The organism is Flavobacterium sp. 83, from assembly GCF_000744835.1.
Classification (GTDB): Bacteria; Bacteroidota; Bacteroidia; order Flavobacteriales; family Flavobacteriaceae; genus Flavobacterium.
The window spans coordinates 2,752,418-2,774,172 of the sequence record NZ_JQMS01000001.1; the positions used below are offsets into that span (position 1 = coordinate 2,752,418).

Consider the following 21,755-nt stretch of genomic DNA (forward strand, 5'->3'; position numbering starts at 1 on the left):
TATTTTTTTTAAAATATATATTGTAATTGCATCGAAATATTTATTTCGTTTTGGAACTTACTTGGGGAATATTCTTGTCTATTATATCCTGTTTGTATCCCATAAATAAATTTTTTGAAAAGTACTTTATTATAACCTGCCCCAAATCTATAGGAGTTTAATGAAATCCGCTCACTAAATTGTGAAATTGTTTCTCTTTCATCTGGAGATGTTCCATATCCTGTATTCAATGAGAAATAGTCGTATCTTGAATTGAAATAATATCTATATGTAGCTGAAAACGATGGATATGGTTTTTGTTCACCTAGTTGCATGTATGTTTTTATATTTAACCAGCCTGCACCAATATATTTACTTACACCTATTGCAGCTGAATAAGTTTCATTATTGATTGTTTTATTGTATCTTATTCCTAATTCTCCATCCCAACGATTACCTAAATTTTGAAAAAATGAATAATTCAACCTTAATTTTGGAAAAATTCTATCCTCGCTATAACCAACATTTAGGTAGGAATAATTTTTTTTGGATGTTTTAATATAAGTTTCAATTTCATAAAGGGAACCCGAAAGTATGCTGTTATTATTAGATTGTCGATCATTATAATTATATCTACCAATAAGGGTTATATTTTTTAGTTGCTTAACATATTGCAAGCTGGTATAATTCCATGGACCAACTCCTGATCTATTAAAAAAGGTTGTATTATTGCTAATACCTATTCTATCTGAAAATGAATTCAATTTCAAATCAAATAATTGGTCTTTTAAATCAGTATCTTCAGGATATTTTTTGACTAAAAAGTTTAAATACTCAAAAGTTATTTTTGGTTCTTTTTCTAAATTTAAAGCTTGTAGTTTTAATAGATAAAAATCTCTTTCTTCAGGATAAAAAGAGATTGCTTGGTCTATAACCGTATTAGCACTTTTACTATTTTTTTGTTCTATTTCAAGTTTTGTCAAGTAACTAAATGCTTCTTTATATTTAGGATTTTTAATAATGACATAATTGAAATAGTATCGGGCGCTATCAATCTCATTTGTCATTTTATAAGCGCGACCCAATGCCACATGAAAATCTAAATAATTAGGGGCTTTTTTTATTCCTAAATGACCAAGTTCAATTGCTTTAGTATAATTTTTTTCAACAGTAATTAATTTATTCGTCACTACTAATAGACTATCAGTATCGATTTTTTGAGAGAATAAATATGTGTTAGTTAAAAATACAACTAAAACAAGTATATATTTTATTTTCATAGGGCAATTTTGTTTGTATTAATTTTCTGTTTAACGTCTCAATTTTATAAAATTATTGTAAATTTCTTTCAAAAAAATGATTTTTGAGGTAAAAGTAATGATTTACATTAAAAAAAATAATATGTTTTGACGATTTATATTATTCGTTTTTTTCTTATAAAATGATACAGTTAACTACAAATTAAGGCATTAAATTTAGTAATTAAATTTAATTGCAACAATTTTTAAAAACATATTTGACAAGTATTATTACAACTCAGTAACTTTTTTATATTTGTGTATTGTTAATACTTTAAAATCTAAATCATAAATGACTTTAATAAAATCAATATCGGGAATACGTGGAACAATTGGAGGTAAAGTAGGAGATAATCTTACTCCTGTTGATGCGGTTAAATTTGCTTCGGCATACGGAACCTGGTTAAAAAACTATATAGGGAAAGATAAAATAACTGTTGTTGTGGGGCGTGATGCTCGTATTTCAGGACCAATGATTCATAATTTAGTAGTGAATACTTTGATTGGACTAGGAATTGATGTTATTGATTTAGGTCTTTCTACAACGCCAACTGTGGAAGTAGCTGTTCCGTTAGAAAAAGCTGAAGGAGGAATTATCCTTACTGCTTCGCATAATCCAAAACAATGGAATGCTTTGAAACTATTGAATGAAAAAGGAGAATTTCTAAATGGTGAAGAAGGACTGAAAATTCTTGAAATTGCTGATGCTGAAGCTTTCGATTTTTCTGACGTGGACGATTTAGGAGTTATACTTATAAACGATGCTTATATGGATATTCATATTGACGAAGTATTGAATTTACCTCTTGTTGATGTTGATGTAGTGAAAGCAGCTAAATTCAAAGTAGTTGTTGATGGTGTAAATTCTTCGGGAGGAATTATTATTCCAAGATTATTAGAATTAATGGGTGTTGAAGTAGTTAAATTATATTGCGAACCAAACGGACATTTTCCTCATAATCCAGAACCTTTAAAAGAACATTTGACCGACATTTCAGAATTAGTAGTTAAAGAAAAAGCTGATTTAGGAATTGTAGTCGATCCTGATGTTGATCGCTTGGCGTTCATTTGTGAAGATGGCGAAATGTTTGGTGAAGAATATACCCTAGTAGCTTGTGCTGATTATGTATTGAGTAAAACTCCTGGAAATACAGTTTCGAATATGTCATCTTCCAGAGCATTGCGTGATGTTACAAATGCACATAACGGAAGTTATGAAGCCAGTGCCGTAGGTGAGGTGAATGTAGTGGAACTAATGAAAAAGAACAATGCTGTGATTGGTGGCGAAGGAAACGGTGGAATCATTTATCCGGAACTGCATTATGGTCGTGACAGTTTAGTGGGAGTAGCCTTGTTTTTAACGCATTTGGCTAATAAAAAAATGACTGTTTCTGCTTTACGTGCTTCGTATCCGGAGTATTATATGAGCAAAAATAAAATCGAATTGACGCCACAAATTGATGTTGATGCGATTCTTGTTGCTATGACAGAGAAATACAAAAATGAAGATATAACGACAATCGATGGAGTGAAAATTGATTTTGCTGAAAATTGGGTTCACCTACGAAAATCAAATACAGAGCCAATCATTCGTATATATACTGAAGCCGCTTCACAAGAAAAAGCAGATACTTTGGCACTAAGAATTATTGATGAAATAAAAGCTATTGCGGGAATTTAAAACAATTGTTTTCAGATAAAAACCCTTTCAAATTCTACTTTGAAAGGGTTTTGTCATTTTATATAATTAGATTTTAGTTTTAACTAGTTTTATTTTTCATATATAAATAATGAAAAATAAGTTTACAATTATACGAATGGTTATTAAATTGAGTTAATCATATTATAATAAATTGGAATTGTTTACTTGATTTTTTTAATCCAATGAGCCTTCTTATCCATAAATAAAGACATATTAGAAAATTAAGTTCAATTAAATTATTCCTCAATTATATTAATTAAAAAAAAATTGTGAAAAAAATAATTATCATACTAATAGTTGTGCTTGCATTATTTATATCCTGTTCAAAGGAAGATAATTCCATTAACAGCTCTGGAACAGTAACAACAGCTAATAAAAAGGCAGCAGGAAGTTCTTCAAACGACTTATTATCCGATAAAATTTTTACTAGTTTGGTTGTAGAAGTAGTTTACGTTCAGGGCTTTGAACCATCAACAACTGCAATTAATAATTTGGTGTCTTTTTTTACTGCGAGGGCTTATAAACCAAACGGAATAAGTGTTTTAAAAAGAGCCATTCCATCAACTGGGAAAGCAACTTTTACCGACAATGAAATTGTAGCAATTGAAGATGCTAACAGAACAAAATACAATACATCAAATCAAATTGCGGTTTGGGTCTTTTTTACAGATGGAAAATCATCGACTGATACCAGTACGGCAGTTATCTTGGGTACAGCTTATCGAAATACCTCTTTAGTTATTTATGAGAAAACAGTTCAAAGTTTGAGTGACAGTCCATTTGAACCTAATAGAAGTCTACTAGAAACAACAGTAATTACGCATGAATTAGGACATATTTTAGGACTTACTAATTTAGGAACTCCGTTACAAAGTAATCATGAAGATACAGCTCATCCTAAGCATTGTAATCTGGAAAGTTGCTTGATGTATTGGTCATCAGAAAGTGGAAAGGGAATTACAAATATGGTTTCTGGAGGTTCAGCACCGCAACTCGATGCGCAATGTCTTGCAGATCTTCGTGCAAATGGAGGAAAATAATTTTATAGGAAATTAGAAAATTATGAAAAGTAAGAACTTGACATTAGCTTTATTTCTGGGAATACTGATTCCGGTTAAAGCTCAAACTAAAACAATACATAAACTGGATATGTAAACTAAAATTGCAACATTAAGTTTAGCTACAATTTTGTAATTAATTTGATTTTTAAATTCTTTAATAGTTGCATAATTTAAAGAAGAATGTTTTCTTTTTATATTGCAGTAAATTTTAGAGAATTCAAAAAAATCAAGTTTAATTATTTCTTTTATGGCAATTTTTAATTGTGACCTAACTGTAATTCTTTGCTTTTGTACCAGTAATAGTACCTGTGAGGGCTAAGTTAGCGCGTCTAACGGTTTCAGGTTTTCTAAATAAAATTCTATGTTTTTTTTTAATTTTTCAATACGGGACTTCTCATTCGTGCTAAAGATTATATAAACTATAGCAATTATAGAAAACAAAAAAATAATTATGCCTGCTTTGGTAAAAATATACAAAGAAATAAAAGAGATTAGTATACAGGATATTAACCATAATAATTTTATCGAATTTTCAAAATTATATTGAGTATTATTAATTTCAATAATTTTTGGTAATTGATAAAGTAATGAAGTTATATCAGATTCTGGTATTTCGTTTTTTCTTAAATCAGCTATTAAATCTTCAACAGTTTTTATTTTTCTATTTTTGGTATACAGATAAGGAAGAATTTCATTGATGAAATTTTGATTTCTTAAATCCTGAATATTGCCAATTAGCATTTTAACATCATTAGGTAAATCTTTTCTTAAAGCAATTTCTTTTTTTAAAGCGCTGAAAGTGGATGTTGTTAATACATCTACATTGTTATAAATATATTGAGTTAATTCGTCCACTGATAAATGATGCAATTTTTCTTCTAATACGCTGTTATCATTCATGATTTTTTGTGGTATTTAATGATGAATATAGGATTGATTTCTATTTCTTTTACAAAAGTATTTCCTTTATTTATGATTACTTTACGGGAAACCTCATTGACAATAAATATTAATTCTAAAATCTTTAAAAACTAAACGAAACTTAGAATTTACAAACCGTCAAATTATAAATTCAATAAAATAATAATATCTTTGATGTAAATTAAATAATGATGACTACTATTGAAAAACCAACTCAGTTAGAACTTTATTTCCAACAGTTTCGTGATAATATAATTGGAATTAACCAAGAGTTTGAGTCGCCTTTTGGACGAAAACAAATTATCTATACAGATTGGACAGCAAGTGGTCGTTTGTATCGTCCTATTGAAGAGAAATTGATGAATGAGTTTGGTCCTTTTGTGGCCAATACGCATACTGAAACTACAGTTTCGGGAACTGCTATGACAAAGGCCTATCACAAGGCTAGGAATATTATAAAACATCATGTACATGCTAATAATGATGATGTTTTAATTACTGACGGAACTGGAATGACAGGTGTTGTCAATAAGTTTCAACGAATTTTGGGTTTGAAAGTCCCAGAAAATTTAAAGGATTTTATAACTATTCCTGCCGAAAAGAAACCAGTTGTTTTTATTTCGCACATGGAACACCATTCCAATCAAACGTCTTGGCTAGAAACTATTGCTGATGTTGAAGTAATTCCATCTACTGAAGATGGATTGTTCAGTATTGTAAATCTGGAATTATTATTAGAAAAATATAAAGACAGAAGTTTTAAAATTGCTTCTATTACTTCTTGTTCAAATGTTACTGGAATCAGAACTCCTTATCATGAGGCTGCTAAGATGATGCATAAACACAACGGACTTTGTTTTGTTGATTTTGCCTGTTCTGGCCCTTATGTAGAAATTGATATGCATCCAGAAGATCCAGAAAGTTATTTGGACGCAATTTTCTTTTCGCCTCATAAATTTCTTGGAGGACCGGGAACTTCTGGTGTTTTGGTTTTTAATAAAAAATTATATCAAAATTTGGTTCCGGATTGTCCAGGCGGAGGAACAGTAAGTTGGACGAATCCTTGGGGTGAACATAAATACATTGATAATATAGAAGATAGGGAAGATGGTGGAACACCAGGATTTCTTCAGGTGATAAAAACAGCTTTAGCGATACAGCTAAAGGAGAAAATGGGAATTGAAAACATTTTGAAAAGAGAACATGAAATCGTGGATTTTGTTTTTGAATCTCTTGGAAATAGATCAAATATTAAAATTCTAGCCAGTCAGCATCGAGATAGGTTAGGAGTAATCTCTTTTTTCGTAGAAGATTTGCACTTTAATTTAGGTGTGAAATTATTAAATGATAAATTCGGAATTCAAACTCGTGGCGGTTGCAGTTGTGCGGGGACTTACGGTCATTTTCTGTTGCATGTAGATCAGGAAACTTCCCATAAACTAATCGATGAAATTACCTTAGGTGATTTAATTAGAAAACCGGGTTGGATTAGAATGTCAATTCATCCCACAACCACTAATGCCGAAATTGAATTTGTTTGTAATGGCATTAAAGCATTGGCTGAAAACCATAAAACTTGGGCTTTAGACTATACGTATAATTCAATAACAAATGAGTTTGTACACAAACAAGCACAATCTTTAGAAGATGAATTGGTGAAAAATTGGTTTTCATTATAAATTTTAATAGAATAAAAAAAATACCTGTTATAAACGGCATAGTTTATAACAGGTGTTTTTTTATTTAATTGAAACTGCTACGAACACTATTTCCTGTGTTTCCATCGTTTATGCGTCCAAAAATAATATTCAGGAGCTTCAAGGATTTGCTTCTCTACTTCTTGAATAAATTGATGAGTAATTCCAAAATCTGGAATTGATTTAGGGTCATCAGTGATAGGAATCAAAGTTGCTTCATAATACCCTCTTTTTATTTTTTTTACTTTTGCAAAAACAACATTGAGATTGTATTTTTTAGCTAACATTTCGGCTCCTGTATGCACAGGAACTTCGATTCCCATGAAACGGTCCCAATGAAATATTCTATCGGCTTTTGGGGATTGATCACTGGCTAATCCATATACAGAAAGAATATTTTCTCTTTGGTTTTGAGCAATCAATGGAATCGTTTTATTGGTGACAACTAATTGCGTGTTGTATTTTGACCGAATATCTCTAATGAGTTTGTCGAAATATTTGTTGTTTATTTTTTTATAAACACCTACACCTTGGTAGGATATTTTTTGGTTTAGCGTAATCAACCATTCCCAGCTAGCATAATGAGAAGCCAAAAGCATTATACTTTTTCCTTTCTTTTCATATTCTTTAATGACTTCCAGATTTGTTATTGTGAATCTTTTATTCATTTCTTCCGATGAAATTGTCATAGTTTTAATCATTTCTAGGAACATGTCGCATAAATGATGATATGATTTTTTTTCAATATCTAAGCGTTCTTCGTCACTTAAGTGTGGTAATGCCATAGCTAGATTTGCTCGAACAACTTTTTTTCGATAACCAATGACATAATAAACTAAAAAATAAATTGCATCAGATAATAAATAGAAAATTCGAAAAGGGAGAATAGAAACAATCCAAAGAAAAGGATACGCTATAATAAAAATAAGAAATTGCATGCAGTAATTTTTTTTGCAAATATAATGCAAAAATGAACATAGCGATAAATTTTAGCCCGTTACTGTGTCTGAATTTGAGAATGACTATATTTACAATTCACAATAAATAAAGTTTATGAATGTCATTTTAATTGCAATAATTGTTGCAAATGTTTTAATTAGTTACAAGGGATTTAATGATCTTTCCTTTTTTAGAAAATATGAATTTCATGTGGGAAGTATTCGCTCAGGTGAGCAAATAAGAATGGTTTCATCTGGTTTTCTACACGCGGATTTACCACACTTGATTTTTAATATGCTGACACTTTATTTTTTCGCGCCAGTTGTTATCGAATATTTAGGTAGTTTGTCGTTTGTGTTCATTTACTTTGGGAGTTTAGTTTTCGGGAGTTTATTGACAATGCTTTTTCATAAAAATGATTATAGTTATAGAGCAGTAGGAGCTTCAGGAGCTGTGACGGGTGTTTTATATTCAGCAATATTATTGCAACCTGATATGATGTTGGGACTCTTTTTCATTATTCCAATTCCGGCATATCTTTTTGGAATTTTATATTTATTGTATTCTATCTACGGTATGAAAGCTAAGAATGATAACATTGGCCATACAGCCCATTTTGGAGGCGCTATTGGCGGGTATTTGCTAACTCTTATAAAAGAACCTCAATTGTTCGTAGATCATACTTTAATGGTGGTATTATTAGCTATTCCGATTGTTCTGCTTTTTGTAATGGAAAAAACGGGAAAATTATAATGGCATAACTTTTGAAAGGTAATTAGGATAAAATCAATTAAAATAAAATTAAGATGAAAAAAGCAGTACTATTTCTATCTATGATGTTCGTGTCTATGTCATATGCGCAAGAAGTCAAGCAAGTTCCACAAATAAATGTAAGTGGAGAAGGGAAAGTAAAAGTTGTCCCAGATCAAGCAACAATATTAGCTACTATTGAAACAAAAGGAAATAATGCTAAAGATGTTAAGAAACAAAATGATCAAAAAATAGAAGCCGTTTTAAAATTCATAAAAAAAATGAACTTGGCTCCTTCAGATTATAATACGCAACGTGTTTCTCTAAATCCAGAATATGACTATGAAAAAAAGAAACACAATTATAATGCTACACAAACAATCGAAATACTATTGAAAGATTTGTCAAAATATGACGAATTGATGGAAGGATTGGTAGATGAAGGAATTAATAGAATTGATAATGTAACCTTTCAGTCTTCAAAGATGGCACAATATCAATCAGAGGCAAGAAAATTAGCCATGAAAGAAGCTAAACTAAAAGCTGAGGACTATGTTTCTGTTTTAGGGCAAAAAGTGGGTCGTGCGATGACGATTTCAGATAATTCACAAACCTATTATCCGCAACCTATTCGATATGCTGCCATGAAAATGGAAATGAGCGATGCTCAAGCACCAAGAGAAACGCTTGCTGTTGGAGAAATCAATATTACTGCTAATGTAAGTGTGAGTTTTATTTTAGAGTAGAAAGAAGAAAAATTTTAAATTCAAATCCTGTCTCTTTGTTTACAATGAGATGGGATTTTTTTATTATAATTAAATAGGATTCAAATTTAAATACAGCTTTTAAGAATAGTAAAAAAAAACTCTTCAATTACTTGAAGAGTTTTTGTGGGGAGAGCAGGATTCGAACCTGCGAAGTTTACACAGCAGATTTACAGTCTGCCCTCGTTGGCCGCTTGAGTATCTCCCCAAGACTCAATAAGCATTGCTTATTGTGCTAACCGGGTGCAAATATAGAAACTGTTTTGAAGTTTACAAACAATATTTGCACTTAATTTTAGTATTATTTTTAAAGTATTGGTATTGAATAAAATAAAAAAATCTCCACTAGGGAGATTTTTTGTTTTATTCAATTGAAGTAAGTTATTTTGTTAAAAGCGCTATAATTTTTGCTCTTAATTCGTCACCTCTTAAATCTTGTGCTACCACATTTCCTGAAACATCAAGAATAAAAGTAGCAGGAATAGACTGAACTTTATATTGTGAGGCTATAGGCTCATCCCAAAATTTTAAATTTGAAACATGATTCCATGTTAATTTATCTTTTGCAATAGCTTCTTTCCAAGCTTTAGCATCTTTATCTAAAGAAACACCAATGATGTTAAGTCCTTTAGAATGTAATTCTTTATAGATAGCAACAACATTTGGATTTTCCCTGCGACATGGTCCACACCAAGATGCCCAAAAATCAACTATTGTAACTTTTCCTAAACATTCTTTCAGGGAAATTACTTTTCCATCAGGATTAGGTCCAGAAAAATCTGCTCTTCATTTAGTTTCAACAGCAGGAGCAGTAGCACCTACGGAAGGAGATTTCATTTCAGCAAGTTTAGCTTTTATTGCTTTACCTGGTTTTGTGTTTTTTAATGATTCTTCTAAGCTATTGTACATTTTTTCTGATTTTTTAGAATCAGCAGTTGGATCATTAAGCATTCCTTGGATTATTAATGCAGAAATGAATGATTTAGGATGTGTCTCAGCATAACTTACATATTTAGCTTTAGAAGTTGTACCTACTTCTTCTTGAATTTTACCAAATTCTTTCATCAATCCATTGATAACAGCTGTATCTTTAGTTTGTTGAGCAGTATTCATTGCCTGCATGTTTTTAGTCTGAAAATCCATTAACTTCTTTTGAATTTTTGTAATTTCTTCATTGAAAGTTACGTATTCATCATTATTATAAGTTCCGGATACTTTAGATTTTTGTATGCTATCTTTATTTACAACTATAGTAATGTCTCCATTTTCTAAAATAAAAGGTATTTTTCCTTGTACTCCTTCTACTTGAATTGTGTGAAAAGAAGGTTCTATAGCTTTTCCTTTAATTTCAAATTTACCATTTTCAATTTTTACGGTATCAATTGCAGTTAAACCATTACCATTTTCATTTGGTGTTTCCAGAATTACTGTTTTTCCATTTTCAAATCCAGTTGCAGTTCCAGAAATGGTGTATTTATCTTTGGTACAAGAAGACAGCATTACAACAGCTGAAAGGAATAAAATTATTTTTTTCATTATTAGTTAATTAAGTTAAGTGTGCAAAAGTATTTAAAATTATAAATTATAAATAATTTTACTACCTAAATTTTTGTTATAATTTTTAATTCTTAATTAGGGATAGACATAGATTCTATTTTATTGATTTTATTCAATAATTTGAATTGTTTATCTATAGAAGTTGAGTAGAATGTAATGATAGTTTTCAAATCATTCAGAAAAATGGTTTACTATACTTTAATCTGATTTAAAATTTTTAAAAACAAGTTTGAACTATTTAGAAAGAGAATCTTCTGTTTTTAAAGTATTAAATTTTGATTCGCATTTATTAATGTCAAATTCTGCTTGTTCTACTTCATTCATGGTAATTTTAATGTCTAGAGTTACATTCCTTAGTTCTTTATGTAAATCTGAGCAAATTGGGTTAGCTATTAAATTGCGGTTTATTGTAGCTTTTTGTTGTTCGAGTGTGTCAAGAGTCTCCTTAGCCTTGCTGTATTGATGTTTGTATAATTTGCACGGATCATTCATTTTTTTGTAGGTTTATGATTACTAGGGGTTGCTAAATTATTAAATATAAGTGTATTGTGCAAGAATATTTTTTGTGTTTTTAGCTGTAAATAATAATTAAAACTGTTTTAAAATAAAAAAGCATCCCAGTTATAGGATGCTCATGTATTTATGTTGAAAAAAAATTAGTCTTGATTAAGCGTTTTTCTCCAAGTAAAAGCATTAAGAATGTGTCTTTTTGCAAACCTTCCAGGTGAATCAGCATTTACCATTTTTACGTAAGTTGCTTTAGGAACACTAATGTATTCATAAACGCTTCCATTTGAAAAATTGATGATTAATCTACCTTCAACGAATTTATAATCCGTGATAGTTGAAGTTGAAATTGTTTCAGTATATTCTGGCAAGTTTGCTTTTATAGTCTCAGGATTGATACTTACCAAAAAGTGATAAGCCTCAATAATTTTTTTACTATTTTCTTCAGCAGCTTTTAATCCAGCTTCATCTCCTGAAAATTTATCAGGATGTGCTTCTTTCATCGCATTGCGATAAATCGTTTTTAAATCTTTAAGCTCAGCAGTTTTTTCTACATTTAGTAGTTTGCGGTATTCAACTATTTTTTTCATAAATAAGGTAACTACTTGTCTTTTAATATAAAAATCAATAGTATTTGATTTTAAAACCGACAAATTTTTTGCAAAGGTACACTTTTTTTTAAGTTTTTAGTTTAGGTCCAAAAAAAAAATCAAAAAAAGAACAGCTTTTTTTGATTTTTGTCTTGTTTAATAAACATGTTAAGTGCTTATTGTTGTGGCTTATTATTTGCTTTGTCAAAGTTTTTTGACTTTTTGGGATATTTATTGTAACTGATATCGCTTGGATTTTCAATTATACTTTTAATGGTAATCCAATCTCCAACAGTATGTTTTTGAGCCATTTTATAATCTAAAAGATATTCACCACAAAAAAAGTTGTTGTTTTCATCCTTTTCCATAATTCCAGTGTAAACACCTTTTTGTAACATTCTTTCTTCAGAAGCTTTGGTCATAATCAATTTATTTAAAATAATTCTATAGCGCAAAGTTAATCAATTATTGTTTGCCTTGGTCTATTTTAGACTTTCTGATTACCTTTGTTTCATGCAAAAAATATTTCGTCCTAATCCTAATTCATTCAAAAACACTTTTTGTGTATTTCATGAGGAGTCTTTAGATTCGTTAAACGGATTATCTGTTCAATTCCAAAGTAAGTCTGGGAGTAGTTATTATTATACGACATTAGGAATGTATCGCTTGTCTAATCATTGGGGAAGATTAGCTAATAGTAAATGGCGATTAGAACCTTTGGAACCTGAAACCGAGTCTAAGATTAAATTAGGTTTTGCACTTTGGACAAGTTTTTATCCGGATAATGCTATAGAGGAACTATATTATTTAGAAGCTAATTATGAAAAAAGAACGGTTAACTATCAACATAAAAACAATCCGAATTATGATAATAAGGCAATCCTTCGGACTAGTTTTGAAACTACTAAAAAAATCAAGCAAATTCGAAATTTACTTTCTTTGACTTCATGGGCCAAATATTTTGACTATGATGACCTGGATGTTTTACGGCAAAAAATTATCAATGAACTTATTTTTACTAATAAATCTTTAGAAGAAATTAAAAGAGAAATAGTTTAATTATTTGTTGCCACCAATATTAAGTCATCAGTTGTTATGGGTTTAGATAAATAACCCAAAATATCCGGATACGTTTTGGTTTTGTTTTTATCTTCAATAGCTATAGATGAACTTACAATATAAATATTTATTTTTTTGTTTAATTGGGATTTTATCAATTCCATTTCTTCCATGAATTCCCATCCATCCATAATAGGCATATTGATGTCTAATAGAATGATATCTGGAAATTCTCCTGTGTTTTCAATAGTATTACGTAGAGCATCAATAGCGTCTTTTCCATTTTTAAAAGAAAAAATAGTTGAAAACATCTCTGATCTCAGAATGATTTTATTTACTATAATTTGATAAATAGCATCGTCATCTACTACCCAGATTACTTTTTTTCTCATTGAATATAAATTTTAAATGTTGTGCCTATATTAGGCTCACTTTCTACAGTTATATTTCCACCCATAGCATCAATTTGATTTTTTGTTATAAATAAACCAATTCCTTTTGAATCGGCATTGTTGCTAAATGTTTTATACATCCCAAAAATCTTGTCTGCATTCCTTACAAGATCGATTCCGACACCATTATCTGATATTTGAAGTACATTCATTTTATCTTCTATAAACCATTTTATTGTTATTTGGGGTTTTCTTCCAGGATGTTTATAGCGAATGGAATTAGATATGATGTTATAAAGTATGCTTTCTAGATATGCAGGATTATAATTTATTGTAATATCTTCGGGTATTATAGTTGAAATTGAAACTTCATTAGATCTTATTTGTTCTGAAAGTACCTTTTGAACGGTATAAATGTATTCTTTTAAATTTAGCGATTCAGAAACTAAACCAATATTTGTTCTAATGTTAATTACCTCATTCAGGTGAAGCATCGTTTCATTTAGAGAACTTGAAACTGATTTTAATAATTGGATCATTTGGTTTTTTTCCTCCTCTGATTCAGAAGATTCAATTAAACTCATTATAGATGAAATATTACTGGTATGTGATCTTAAATTATGAGAAACTATGTAAGAAAAATTAAGAAGTCTTTTATTTTGTTCCGTAACTAAATTGAAGGATTTGTTTAAATCTTTTTCGGCTTTTTTAGTCTTGGTAATATCAATCATTATTCCACGTAAACTTACTGCTTTGCCATTTTCAAAAACAACATTTACAATGTCTCTTAGCCAAATGACAGATCCATTTTTAGCAATCATTCGGTATTCAAAATCATGATTTAATTCAGCTTCTGTTTGGGATTTAGAATAGTCTAGAACCCATTGTTTATCTTCAGCATAAATATGATCAGACCAAAAAGTTTTATTTGCTAGCCATTCTTCGCAAGTATATCCCAATATTTGCTCTGCTTTTTTACTGATAAAAGTGAAAGAGAAAGTAGCCGGATTACATTCCCATACAATTCCGTCAATAGTATTAATAAGAGATTCTACTTTTTGTTTTGTATCGAGAATGATTTTTTCTGCAGCTTTCCTGTCAGTAGTATCTTCGGTAGAAACTATAATTCTTTCTAATGATTTTTTATATCCTTGGATTGTATTCCATCTTAAATTTATATTACGGTATTCACCCTCTGAATTTTTTATAATCGTATCTAAAATAAATTTATTTTCACCTTGAGTTATTGCAATAAGATGTTCGGTAAAACAATATAATGCTCTATTATTAAATAAGTTAGATTTTGTTTCAATTAAATCTTCTTTGGTCTTAACCTTGTGCAGTTTTAGGCAGGCTTTGTTTGCGTCAATTAATTTAACTAGCGAATGGGATTTATCAACACTATTTGGATTTTTTTCAAAGTAGTTTCTAACTACTTCTTTATCTTCATACATTAAATCAAGTTCTTCAAGGTATTTTTTAACGTCAGAAAAATCTTCCACTCTTAATGGTAGAGGCGAATCATCAAATAAACTTTTAAAACGTGTTTCACTTTTTTTTATTAATTCTTCTGCTTCTTTTTTTAAAGAAATGTCTTCTACAATCGCAATATGTGACGTTACTTTTTCATTTATTTTCCAAAGCGGAGAAACGGTAAGATTTATCCATATTATAGTACCTGCTTTTGTTAAATACCTTTTTTCTAAAGAATAAGATCTAATGTATCCTTTCCTTAATTTTTCTAAATTTATTAAATCTTCTTGTAAATCATCTGGGTGTGTAACAGATTGGAAATTTTTTTCTTTCATTTCCCGCTGCGAGTATCCTAATAAGTTGCAATATTGTCTATTAATCTCAATAAAATTGCCGGAATAAGAATCTATATAGGCAATCCCAACAGCTGCCTGATCAAAAATTGCTTTAAACTTTATCTCAGAATTTAAAAGTTTTGTGGATTGTGTATTTACTAAATACTCTAGTTCTTTTGGTATTTTTAAAAGAGTGTAAATCAAAAAACCAAAAAGTGCTGCCAAAATAAACCCTATAATTGCAGGAACTAAAATCTGGTAATAAAGATAATTTTGATATTTCGATATTAGGTATAATTTCCAGTCACCATCAGGAATATAACTTGAAATATTATATTTTTTTGAAAAATCAGCTTTATTTGGTAAATAAAAGACTTCTTTTTTAGTCTCAGTGTCGTATTTTGAAAGCTGAAAATAGTATTTTGAATCATCAACGTTATTTATTCCAGAAGATTTTAAAAAAGGTTCTAACTTAATAATTACAGCTGAAAACCCCCAGAAATTATTATTATGAAAAACAGGAAATCTACCCACAATTCCCATTCCGCCTTGTTTTAATTTTAACGGACCTGCAAAATACATTTTTTGATTTTCAATAGATTTTAAAGCTTCTTTAAGATAAGGATGCTTTAAAATATTTAAATTCATAGCTGCTTCATTTCCTTTCATGGGATAAATGTATTTTATCACCCCTTTAGGAACTAATTGAACGGCACTAATACTATTATTAGATTCTATTAATTTTGCGCCTATATAATCAAAATTTTCAGGAACTCCTTTGTCGTTAATTGTTAGTGCTAATGTTAAGGTAGTTGTATAACAGTTTTTAAGTGATTGTTCGATATTTTGATGAACAACTTGGAGGATGTTATTCATTTCTCTTTGTTCATCTTCTTTTATAAGTTGATATTGCTGTGTAACAATAAAACCTGCTATAAAACTTAGTAATAGAAACGTAAGAAACCCCGTAATTTTTGGCTTATTTAAGAACCAACTAATGATTTTTGGGTGTTTTTTATGATCCATTTATGTTATTTGGATGAGTGAGAATGGGAAATTATTTATAAAATTTAAAAGTATAAAAAAATAGAATAAGAGCATAATGTTTTCTTAATTATAGTTGTATTCTTATTTTTTAATATCGTATGCTGCTTTTTTATGAAAAACAGTCTGTATTGGGATGTTAAATTTGAGATTAAAACTATTAATTGTAAAAAATAGTATATTCAGTTGCAGTAAATTTTAATTATGACTTGGAAAATACTATCTAAAATTAAATGTACGGTTATAATAACTAAATTATCAAATTAAAAACAATTTGAATTTCAATAAATAACCCGAACTTTGCATTAGTTTTTGAATCAAATGATTGATTTGATAGTTAAAAGAAAAAGCAATGAGTAGAAATAATGAAAGAAACATAAAAAAACACAACGATAAACTGCACAAAGCACAAGATAAAGTAAAACAAGCTGAAATGTTGCGTAAGGAAAAATTGAAACAAATTGTAAAGAAGTTCAATGAAGATAAATCTTCAGAAAATAATTAAAGATGGAAAACAATAAATTTGCAGATTTGAAAAATGGAGTTCAAGAAATAATTGATTTTGTTGCCAATAAAAATGCAAAAGAGGCTAACAATAAATTAGTTGAAGTTAGCGAAGAATTAGATGAATTACTTGACTTTGCAGAAGAAGATGAAGACCTAATCGAAATTAGCAAATACCAAGTATTATTGAATCAATTACACCAAAAAATAATTGCGCTTGACGGACAGGCAACAGGTACACTTTAAAAGTTATTTATTAAAAAAATGATTGTAGAAAAATGCTACTGCGGCTCTCAGAAAAATTTTCAGAATTGTTGTGAACCAATTATAAAAGGAAATAATAAATCCTTAACTGCAGAAGCCTTAATGCGTTCTAGGTATTCAGCTTATGCAACACATGAAGTTGATTATTTATGGGTAACCACACTTGTTTCTGAGAGAAAAAACTATTCTAAAACTGAAATTCTAAATTGGGCAATTTCCAATCAATGGCAAAAACTTGAAATTATAAATGCTACCGAGAATACCGTAGAATTCAAAGCCTATTTTCGGGACAGTAAACTTCAAGACCAAATTCATCACGAACTTTCAACTTTCAAACTCGAAAATGGAAATTGGTTTTATGTCGATGGGGAATTTTTTAATTAGCTTTCTTTTTTAATAAAAAGAGACCTTATTTTGCTCTCTATGTTTTTAACTAAAAATTAATAAACGTTTGTCCAGACTACATTTTAAAAAGATGTAATTTTAATGTCTATGAAAAATGACACTAAAAAAGGATTTTATTTCAAGCAATACCAAGCCCCATTTCAGTCCCCGTTTGATAAACTCTTTGGTATTTTCAAAGAATTAATCGTACATACTTCGGGAGATTTTGATGAAGCAATCGACTGGTTGCGAGAATTAGACAAAGAATATAAACTTACCGATGAACACTATACCATTGATGATTTTATCGAAGATTTAAAGAAAAAGGGATACATCCGCGATGAACTCAAAGATGATGGAACTTCAGGAATAGGAATTACTGCCAAAACGGAGCGCGCCATTCGCCAGCAAGCTTTAGACAACATTTTTGGAAACCTAAAACGATCGGGAAGTGGCAATCATAAAACCAAGCATTCCGGAAACGGAGATGAGCATACCGGTGAATTTCGGGAATTTCATTTTGGTGACGGACTGGAACGAATTTCATTGACCGAAAGCTTACGTAACGCCCAAATCAATAATGGAGTAGCAGATTTTATGTTGACCGAAAATGATTTGGTTGTTGAAGAAACACAGTATAAATCCCAAATGAGTACCGTTTTGATGATTGACATCAGCCACAGTATGATTTTGTATGGCGAAGATAGAATTACACCAGCCAAAAAAGTAGCAATGGCTCTCGCTGAATTGATTACAACCCGTTACCCAAAAGATACTTTAGATATTTTAGTTTTTGGAAATGATGCTTGGACGATTGCAATCCGAGATTTACCGTATTTGAAAGTGGGGCCATTCCACACCAATACGGTAGCTGGTTTGCAACTTGCGATGGATATTCTTCGCCGCAAACGAAATACCAACAAACAAATTTTCATGATAACCGATGGTAAACCAAGTTGTGTACGCGAAAAAGACGGTTCTTATTATATGAACAGTAATGGACTTGATGAATATATTGTGGATAAATGCTACAATCAGGCGCAACAAGCTCGAAAATTACACATTCCAATTACCACTTTTATGATTGCCAATGATCCGTATTTACAGCAATTTGTAAATCGCTTTACCGAAGCTAATCAAGGAAAAGCATTTTACACCGGATTAAAAGGCCTTGGAGAAATGATTTTTGAGGATTATGAAACAAACCGTAAAAAGAGAATTAAATAGTAGTCAGTTTACAGTCTAAGTTGTCAGTTCGAGCGCAGTCGAGAACAAATTTATAGTAATTAGTCTCAGTTGTCAGTTGTAAAGGAGACCAGAATAAATAATAATTTAAATAGCAATTATAATAGTAATATGAAAATAGAAAATATAAAAACACTCGGAGAATTAAAAAAATCAGGTTACAAAAGCAAAAGTATTAAAGATGAATTGCGTTCTAATCTTAGAGAAAAAATTAAATCGGGAAAACCAACTTTTGAAGGTGTTCACGGTTTTGAAAATACCGTAATTCCCGAATTAGAACGCGCTATTTTATCGCGTCACAACATCAATTTGTTGGGTCTTCGTGGTCAAGCCAAAACCAGATTGGCGCGCAAAATGATTGAATTATTGGATGAATACATTCCTTTTGTGACTGGTTCCGAAATTAATGACGATCCGTTGCAGCCGATTTCTCGTTTTGCCAAAGATATAATTGAAATAAAAGGAGATGAAACGCCAATTTCATGGTTACACAGAAGTGACCGTTTCTTTGAAAAACTGGCTACACCAGATGTAACCGTTGCGGATTTAATAGGTGACGTGGATCCTATAAAAGCAGCCAATTTGAAACTGTCTTATGCGGATGATCGTGTGATTCATTTTGGGATGATTCCAAGAGCGAATCGTTGCATTTTTGTCATCAACGAATTACCTGATTTACAAGCCAGAATTCAAGTAGCGCTGTTTAATATTCTACAAGAAGGCGATATTCAAATTCGTGGTTTCAAGTTGAGAATGCCACTCGATATGCAATTTGTTTTCACTGCAAATCCTGAGGATTACACCAATCGAGGCAGCATTGTAACGCCGTTAAAAGACAGAATAGGTTCTCAAATCTTGACACATTATCCGGAAACCATTAAAATTGCTCGAACCATTACGCAACAAGAAGCAAAATTGGATGCAGTGCAAAGTGACATGGTTTATGTACCTTCTTTAGCTAGGGATTTATTGGAACAAATTAGTTTTGAAGCAAGAGAAAGCGAATATATTGATAATAAAAGTGGTGTAAGTGCCAGACTGAGTATTACTGCATTAGAGAATTTATTAAGTACAGCAGAAAGAAGAGCTTTAAAGTCTGGAGATGATAAAACGTCGTTACGTTTGTCGGATTTTATGGGAATTATTCCAGCTATTACCGGAAAAGTGGAATTAGTTTATGAAGGAGAGCAGGAGGGAGCTGCCGCTGTGGCCCAGCATTTATTAGGCGACGCGATTCATACTTTTTTTCCTGCATATTTTCCGAAAATTGAAAAACTGGAAAAACAAGATGAAAAAACACCTTATACAGATATTATAGAATGGTTTTTTGCCGAAAGTGGTTTCGAATTATTGGATGATTGTTCAAATGAAGAATATGAAAGAATCTTAGCAAGTATCGTCCCGCTTGAAGTTTTAATCAAGAAATACCAACCGCAACTGGAAAAAGAAGATAAATTTTTTATGAAAGAATTTATTCTTTGGGGATTGGTCGAATACAAAAAACTGAGTAAAGACCGTTTTTCGGAAGGTTATCAGTTCAAGGATATTTACGGTAGCTTTATCAGTAAATTATAAGTAGCTAAAAGGGTTTAGGATTGATTTCTAAACCCTTTTTTCTTTTTGGTTATTGAAATAAAAAAGAGGAATTATAAATAAATGATTTTATTTATTTCATAATAAGCCTCTAGTGGTTTTATTTAGTCTACCTTGTCCCGTTGGCAGTCTAAGCAGTCAATGAAAAACAGACATGGAAAATAGCTTTGAGGCTTTGATTGCTACTTATATTGAAAATAAGGTAGGTATATCGGAACATTTTTTGAGTGCCGATTTGGCTAATAATTTAAAACAAAATTTACTTACTTTAAATCAGGACAGCTTATTAATGGCTGCAGGAATCGGAAATTCTGAGAAACTTTCTTATGACGGTGCGATTCGAAGTGATTCGATTTATTGGCTTGACAAGAAACACAACAATGCATTCGAAAATGAATTCTTTGTTCAAATAGAAGCATTTATTCTTTATTTGAATCAAAGTTGTTATGCTGGAATAACGGGTTATGAATTTCATTATTCGTTGTATGAATCTGGGGATTTTTATTTAAAACATTTGGATCAATTCAAGAATAATCCTAGCCGAAAATACTCTATGATTAGTTATTTAAATAGTAATTGGCAAGAAAGTGACGGGGGTGAATTGCTCATTCATCAATTGGATAACAATCAAAAAATTTCGCCTACTCAGGGCAAAACCGTTTTTTTTAAGAGTGATGAATTAGTTCATGAAGTTTTAGTTACCCAAAATACCAGAATGAGTATTACGGGATGGTTGAAGAGCGATTAATTACTAAAAAAGGGATTCTTTAATTTAATATAAGAGTGCTATAGCAAACATAAAATAGTAATTTTGCTGGCAAAATATGGTCTATGTTATTTCTTGTTTTAAGTATTCTATGCAGTGTAACTGTTGGTGTACTATTTAAATTTTCACGTAAGTATGGTGTAAGTAATACTCAAATTGTTGCTTCAAATTATTTGTTTGCCCTTGTACTTTGTTATTTGTTCTTCAGTCCGGAACTTAATGCTGTGGGAACTTCAGCACCTTGGGGTATTTATATAGCTATTAGTGTTTTGTTGCCATCGATATTTCTTTTTTTGGCTGCATCTATAAAACACATGGGTATTGTGAAAACTGATGCTGCTCAACGACTTTCGTTGTTTATCCCTATTTTGGCAGCTTGGATACTCTTCAAAGAAGATTTTAATATGTTAAAAGTAGCTGCGCTTGTAGTTGGTTTTCCAGCATTAGTACTCATTTTTGCTAAACCTACTCAAAATACCGAAAATAAATGGATATATCCTGCAGCAGTTTTACTTGGCTTTGGAGTTATAGATATTCTTTTTAAACAAATCGCCCTGTATTCAAGTTTGCCGTACACTACTTCATTATTTGTTGTTTTTGGGATAGCGTTGCTAATTATGATTGTAGTAGTTATTTATGAAGGAACAATTAATAAGGTGTCATTAAATATAAGAAATATCCTTTTTGGAGGTCTGGTTGGTATTTTTAACTTTGGAAATATTCTGTTCTATCTAAAAGCGCATCAGGCAATTGTCAAAAATCCGTCAACTGTTTTTGCAGGGATGAATATGGGAGTAATTATTATTGGAAGCCTTGTTGGGATTTTAATGTTTAAGGAAAAATTAACCAAAATGAATTTTGCAGGTCTTTTTTTAGCTTTGATTTCGATAATTTTAATTGTAATCTCACAGACAAATTAAAGATACCAAAA

The 21,755-nt window shown here is 30.5% G+C and carries 22 protein-coding genes, 1 tRNA gene and 1 pseudogene; 13 read left to right on the forward strand and 11 right to left on the reverse strand.

Annotation, left to right across the window (positions count from 1 at the left end; all coding sequences use genetic code 11):
* Positions 1-8: 8 nt before the first annotated feature.
* On the reverse strand, positions 9-1,259 hold the full coding sequence (locus T410_RS12070; protein ID WP_051929412.1) for a YaiO family outer membrane beta-barrel protein: 1,251 nt from the start codon (positions 1,257-1,259) through the stop codon (positions 9-11).
* A gap of 310 nt (positions 1,260-1,569) precedes the next feature.
* Between T410_RS12070 and glmM the strand changes: the two genes are divergently transcribed.
* Positions 1,570-2,958, forward strand: coding sequence for a phosphoglucosamine mutase (gene glmM / locus T410_RS12075; RefSeq protein WP_035672057.1), 1,389 nt, complete (start codon positions 1,570-1,572; stop codon positions 2,956-2,958).
* 290 nt (positions 2,959-3,248) lie between these two features.
* Positions 3,249-4,019 (forward strand): membrane metalloprotease, encoded by a 771-nt coding sequence (locus T410_RS12080; protein ID WP_035672060.1) that lies wholly within the window; start codon positions 3,249-3,251, stop codon positions 4,017-4,019.
* Positions 4,020-4,355: 336 nt separating this feature from the next.
* On the opposite strand, the gene T410_RS12085 is transcribed toward T410_RS12080, so the two are convergent.
* Positions 4,356-4,940: a hypothetical protein gene (locus T410_RS12085; RefSeq protein WP_035672063.1), complete on the reverse strand. Its 585-nt coding sequence runs from the start codon at positions 4,938-4,940 to the stop codon at positions 4,356-4,358.
* Between the two features lie 212 nt (positions 4,941-5,152).
* Here T410_RS12085 and T410_RS12090 point away from each other — a divergent pair, with 212 nt between their 5' ends.
* Positions 5,153-6,640, forward strand: a complete 1,488-nt coding sequence (locus tag T410_RS12090) for an aminotransferase class V-fold PLP-dependent enzyme (protein ID WP_035672066.1) — start codon at positions 5,153-5,155, stop codon at positions 6,638-6,640.
* 86 nt (positions 6,641-6,726) lie between these two features.
* Here T410_RS12090 and T410_RS12095 read toward each other — a convergent pair whose 3' ends face one another.
* Entirely contained in the window at positions 6,727-7,596 is an 870-nt protein-coding gene (locus T410_RS12095) for a lysophospholipid acyltransferase family protein (protein WP_035672069.1), read from the reverse strand.
* A 115-nt stretch (positions 7,597-7,711) separates the two neighbouring features.
* On the opposite strand from T410_RS12095, the gene T410_RS12100 reads away from it, so the two are divergent.
* Both T410_RS12100 and T410_RS12105 read left to right on the forward strand, forming a co-directional pair.
* Positions 7,712-8,350 carry a rhomboid family intramembrane serine protease gene (locus T410_RS12100; RefSeq protein ID WP_035672072.1) on the forward strand — a complete coding sequence of 213 codons (639 nt, stop codon included), beginning with the start codon at positions 7,712-7,714 and terminating at the stop codon, positions 8,348-8,350.
* A gap of 53 nt (positions 8,351-8,403) precedes the next feature.
* Complete coding sequence (locus tag T410_RS12105; protein WP_035672075.1) at positions 8,404-9,093, forward strand: SIMPL domain-containing protein; 690 nt, start codon at positions 8,404-8,406, stop codon at positions 9,091-9,093.
* A 145-nt stretch (positions 9,094-9,238) separates the two neighbouring features.
* On the opposite strand, the gene T410_RS12110 is transcribed toward T410_RS12105, so the two are convergent.
* The 6 genes and pseudogenes from T410_RS12110 to T410_RS12130 form a co-directional block, all read right to left on the reverse strand.
* Positions 9,239-9,319, reverse strand: a tRNA-Tyr gene (locus tag T410_RS12110).
* A gap of 173 nt (positions 9,320-9,492) precedes the next feature.
* Positions 9,493-9,879, reverse strand: a pseudogene (locus T410_RS17350) (TlpA family protein disulfide reductase); the annotation flags it as partial.
* Between the two features lie 18 nt (positions 9,880-9,897).
* Complete coding sequence (locus T410_RS12115) at positions 9,898-10,647, reverse strand: DUF4369 domain-containing protein (RefSeq protein ID WP_035672078.1); 750 nt, start codon at positions 10,645-10,647, stop codon at positions 9,898-9,900.
* 255 nt (positions 10,648-10,902) lie between these two features.
* Positions 10,903-11,160, reverse strand: coding sequence for a hypothetical protein (locus T410_RS12120; protein ID WP_035672081.1), 258 nt, complete (start codon positions 11,158-11,160; stop codon positions 10,903-10,905).
* 164 nt (positions 11,161-11,324) lie between these two features.
* Complete coding sequence (locus tag T410_RS12125) at positions 11,325-11,765, reverse strand: KTSC domain-containing protein (protein WP_035674502.1); 441 nt, start codon at positions 11,763-11,765, stop codon at positions 11,325-11,327.
* Between the two features lie 176 nt (positions 11,766-11,941).
* Positions 11,942-12,187: a hypothetical protein gene (locus T410_RS12130; RefSeq protein WP_035672083.1), complete on the reverse strand. Its 246-nt coding sequence runs from the start codon at positions 12,185-12,187 to the stop codon at positions 11,942-11,944.
* 91 nt (positions 12,188-12,278) lie between these two features.
* On the opposite strand from T410_RS12130, the gene T410_RS12135 reads away from it, so the two are divergent.
* Positions 12,279-12,824 (forward strand): hypothetical protein, encoded by a 546-nt coding sequence (locus tag T410_RS12135; protein WP_035672086.1) that lies wholly within the window; start codon positions 12,279-12,281, stop codon positions 12,822-12,824.
* On the opposite strand, the gene T410_RS12140 is transcribed toward T410_RS12135, so the two are convergent.
* Both T410_RS12140 and T410_RS16520 read right to left on the reverse strand, forming a co-directional pair.
* Positions 12,821-13,216 (reverse strand): response regulator, encoded by a 396-nt coding sequence (locus tag T410_RS12140; protein ID WP_035672089.1) that lies wholly within the window; start codon positions 13,214-13,216, stop codon positions 12,821-12,823. The two genes, T410_RS12135 and T410_RS12140, sit on opposite strands and share 4 nt — an antisense overlap.
* Complete coding sequence (locus T410_RS16520) at positions 13,213-16,050, reverse strand: PAS domain S-box protein (protein ID WP_051929413.1); 2,838 nt, start codon at positions 16,048-16,050, stop codon at positions 13,213-13,215. Before T410_RS16520 ends, T410_RS12140 begins: the two co-directional genes overlap by 4 nt.
* Positions 16,051-16,420: 370 nt before the next feature.
* Here T410_RS16520 and T410_RS16945 point away from each other — a divergent pair, with 370 nt between their 5' ends.
* The 7 genes from T410_RS16945 to T410_RS12180 all read left to right on the forward strand — a co-directional run bounded on the left by T410_RS16945 (position 16,421) and on the right by T410_RS12180 (position 21,744).
* A complete protein-coding gene (locus T410_RS16945; protein ID WP_152556954.1) occupies positions 16,421-16,573 on the forward strand; it encodes a hypothetical protein in 153 nt (50 codons plus the stop codon).
* Between the two features lie 2 nt (positions 16,574-16,575).
* Positions 16,576-16,818: a hypothetical protein gene (locus T410_RS12155; RefSeq protein ID WP_035672091.1), complete on the forward strand. Its 243-nt coding sequence runs from the start codon at positions 16,576-16,578 to the stop codon at positions 16,816-16,818.
* A gap of 18 nt (positions 16,819-16,836) precedes the next feature.
* A complete protein-coding gene (locus T410_RS12160) occupies positions 16,837-17,220 on the forward strand; it encodes a YchJ family protein (protein WP_035672093.1) in 384 nt (127 codons plus the stop codon).
* 108 nt (positions 17,221-17,328) lie between these two features.
* On the forward strand, positions 17,329-18,447 hold the full coding sequence (locus tag T410_RS12165; protein ID WP_035672095.1) for a VWA domain-containing protein: 1,119 nt from the start codon (positions 17,329-17,331) through the stop codon (positions 18,445-18,447).
* Positions 18,448-18,576: 129 nt separating this feature from the next.
* The gene (locus T410_RS12170) at positions 18,577-20,040 is read left to right on the forward strand and encodes an AAA family ATPase (protein ID WP_035672097.1); all 1,464 of its coding nucleotides are present in this window, start codon (positions 18,577-18,579) and stop codon (positions 20,038-20,040) included.
* A gap of 172 nt (positions 20,041-20,212) precedes the next feature.
* Complete coding sequence (locus T410_RS12175) at positions 20,213-20,806, forward strand: 2OG-Fe(II) oxygenase family protein (protein ID WP_035672098.1); 594 nt, start codon at positions 20,213-20,215, stop codon at positions 20,804-20,806.
* An 83-nt stretch (positions 20,807-20,889) separates the two neighbouring features.
* Positions 20,890-21,744 carry a transporter gene (locus T410_RS12180; protein ID WP_035672100.1) on the forward strand — a complete coding sequence of 285 codons (855 nt, stop codon included), beginning with the start codon at positions 20,890-20,892 and terminating at the stop codon, positions 21,742-21,744.
* The last annotated feature ends 11 nt before the right edge of the window (positions 21,745-21,755 follow it).

Bases quoted from the DNA above. Each gene is read 5' to 3' on its own strand.
- T410_RS12170 (WP_035672097.1), top strand. From the start codon at position 18,577: ATGAAAATAGAAAATATAAAAACACTCGGAGAATTAAAAAAATCAGGT.
- T410_RS12100 (WP_035672072.1), top strand. From the start codon at position 7,712: ATGAATGTCATTTTAATTGCAATAATTGTTGCAAATGTTTTAATTAGT.
- T410_RS12130 (WP_035672083.1), bottom strand. From the start codon at position 12,187: ATGACCAAAGCTTCTGAAGAAAGAATGTTACAAAAAGGTGTTTACACT.
- T410_RS12165 (WP_035672095.1), top strand. From the start codon at position 17,329: ATGAAAAATGACACTAAAAAAGGATTTTATTTCAAGCAATACCAAGCC.
- T410_RS12180 (WP_035672100.1), top strand. From the start codon at position 20,890: ATGTTATTTCTTGTTTTAAGTATTCTATGCAGTGTAACTGTTGGTGTA.
- T410_RS12105 (WP_035672075.1), top strand. From the start codon at position 8,404: ATGAAAAAAGCAGTACTATTTCTATCTATGATGTTCGTGTCTATGTCA.
- T410_RS12125 (WP_035674502.1), bottom strand. From the start codon at position 11,765: ATGAAAAAAATAGTTGAATACCGCAAACTACTAAATGTAGAAAAAACT.
- T410_RS12155 (WP_035672091.1), top strand. From the start codon at position 16,576: ATGGAAAACAATAAATTTGCAGATTTGAAAAATGGAGTTCAAGAAATA.
- T410_RS12085 (WP_035672063.1), bottom strand. From the start codon at position 4,940: ATGAATGATAACAGCGTATTAGAAGAAAAATTGCATCATTTATCAGTG.
- T410_RS12140 (WP_035672089.1), bottom strand. From the start codon at position 13,216: ATGAGAAAAAAAGTAATCTGGGTAGTAGATGACGATGCTATTTATCAA.
- T410_RS12070 (WP_051929412.1), bottom strand. From the start codon at position 1,259: ATGAAAATAAAATATATACTTGTTTTAGTTGTATTTTTAACTAACACA.
- T410_RS16520 (WP_051929413.1), bottom strand. From the start codon at position 16,050: ATGGATCATAAAAAACACCCAAAAATCATTAGTTGGTTCTTAAATAAG.
- T410_RS12095 (WP_035672069.1), bottom strand. From the start codon at position 7,596: ATGCAATTTCTTATTTTTATTATAGCGTATCCTTTTCTTTGGATTGTT.
- T410_RS12160 (WP_035672093.1), top strand. From the start codon at position 16,837: ATGATTGTAGAAAAATGCTACTGCGGCTCTCAGAAAAATTTTCAGAAT.
- T410_RS12135 (WP_035672086.1), top strand. From the start codon at position 12,279: ATGCAAAAAATATTTCGTCCTAATCCTAATTCATTCAAAAACACTTTT.
- T410_RS12120 (WP_035672081.1), bottom strand. From the start codon at position 11,160: ATGAATGATCCGTGCAAATTATACAAACATCAATACAGCAAGGCTAAG.
- T410_RS12175 (WP_035672098.1), top strand. From the start codon at position 20,213: ATGGAAAATAGCTTTGAGGCTTTGATTGCTACTTATATTGAAAATAAG.
- T410_RS12090 (WP_035672066.1), top strand. From the start codon at position 5,153: ATGACTACTATTGAAAAACCAACTCAGTTAGAACTTTATTTCCAACAG.
- T410_RS12115 (WP_035672078.1), bottom strand. From the start codon at position 10,647: ATGAAAAAAATAATTTTATTCCTTTCAGCTGTTGTAATGCTGTCTTCT.
- T410_RS16945 (WP_152556954.1), top strand. From the start codon at position 16,421: ATGAGTAGAAATAATGAAAGAAACATAAAAAAACACAACGATAAACTG.
- glmM (WP_035672057.1), top strand. From the start codon at position 1,570: ATGACTTTAATAAAATCAATATCGGGAATACGTGGAACAATTGGAGGT.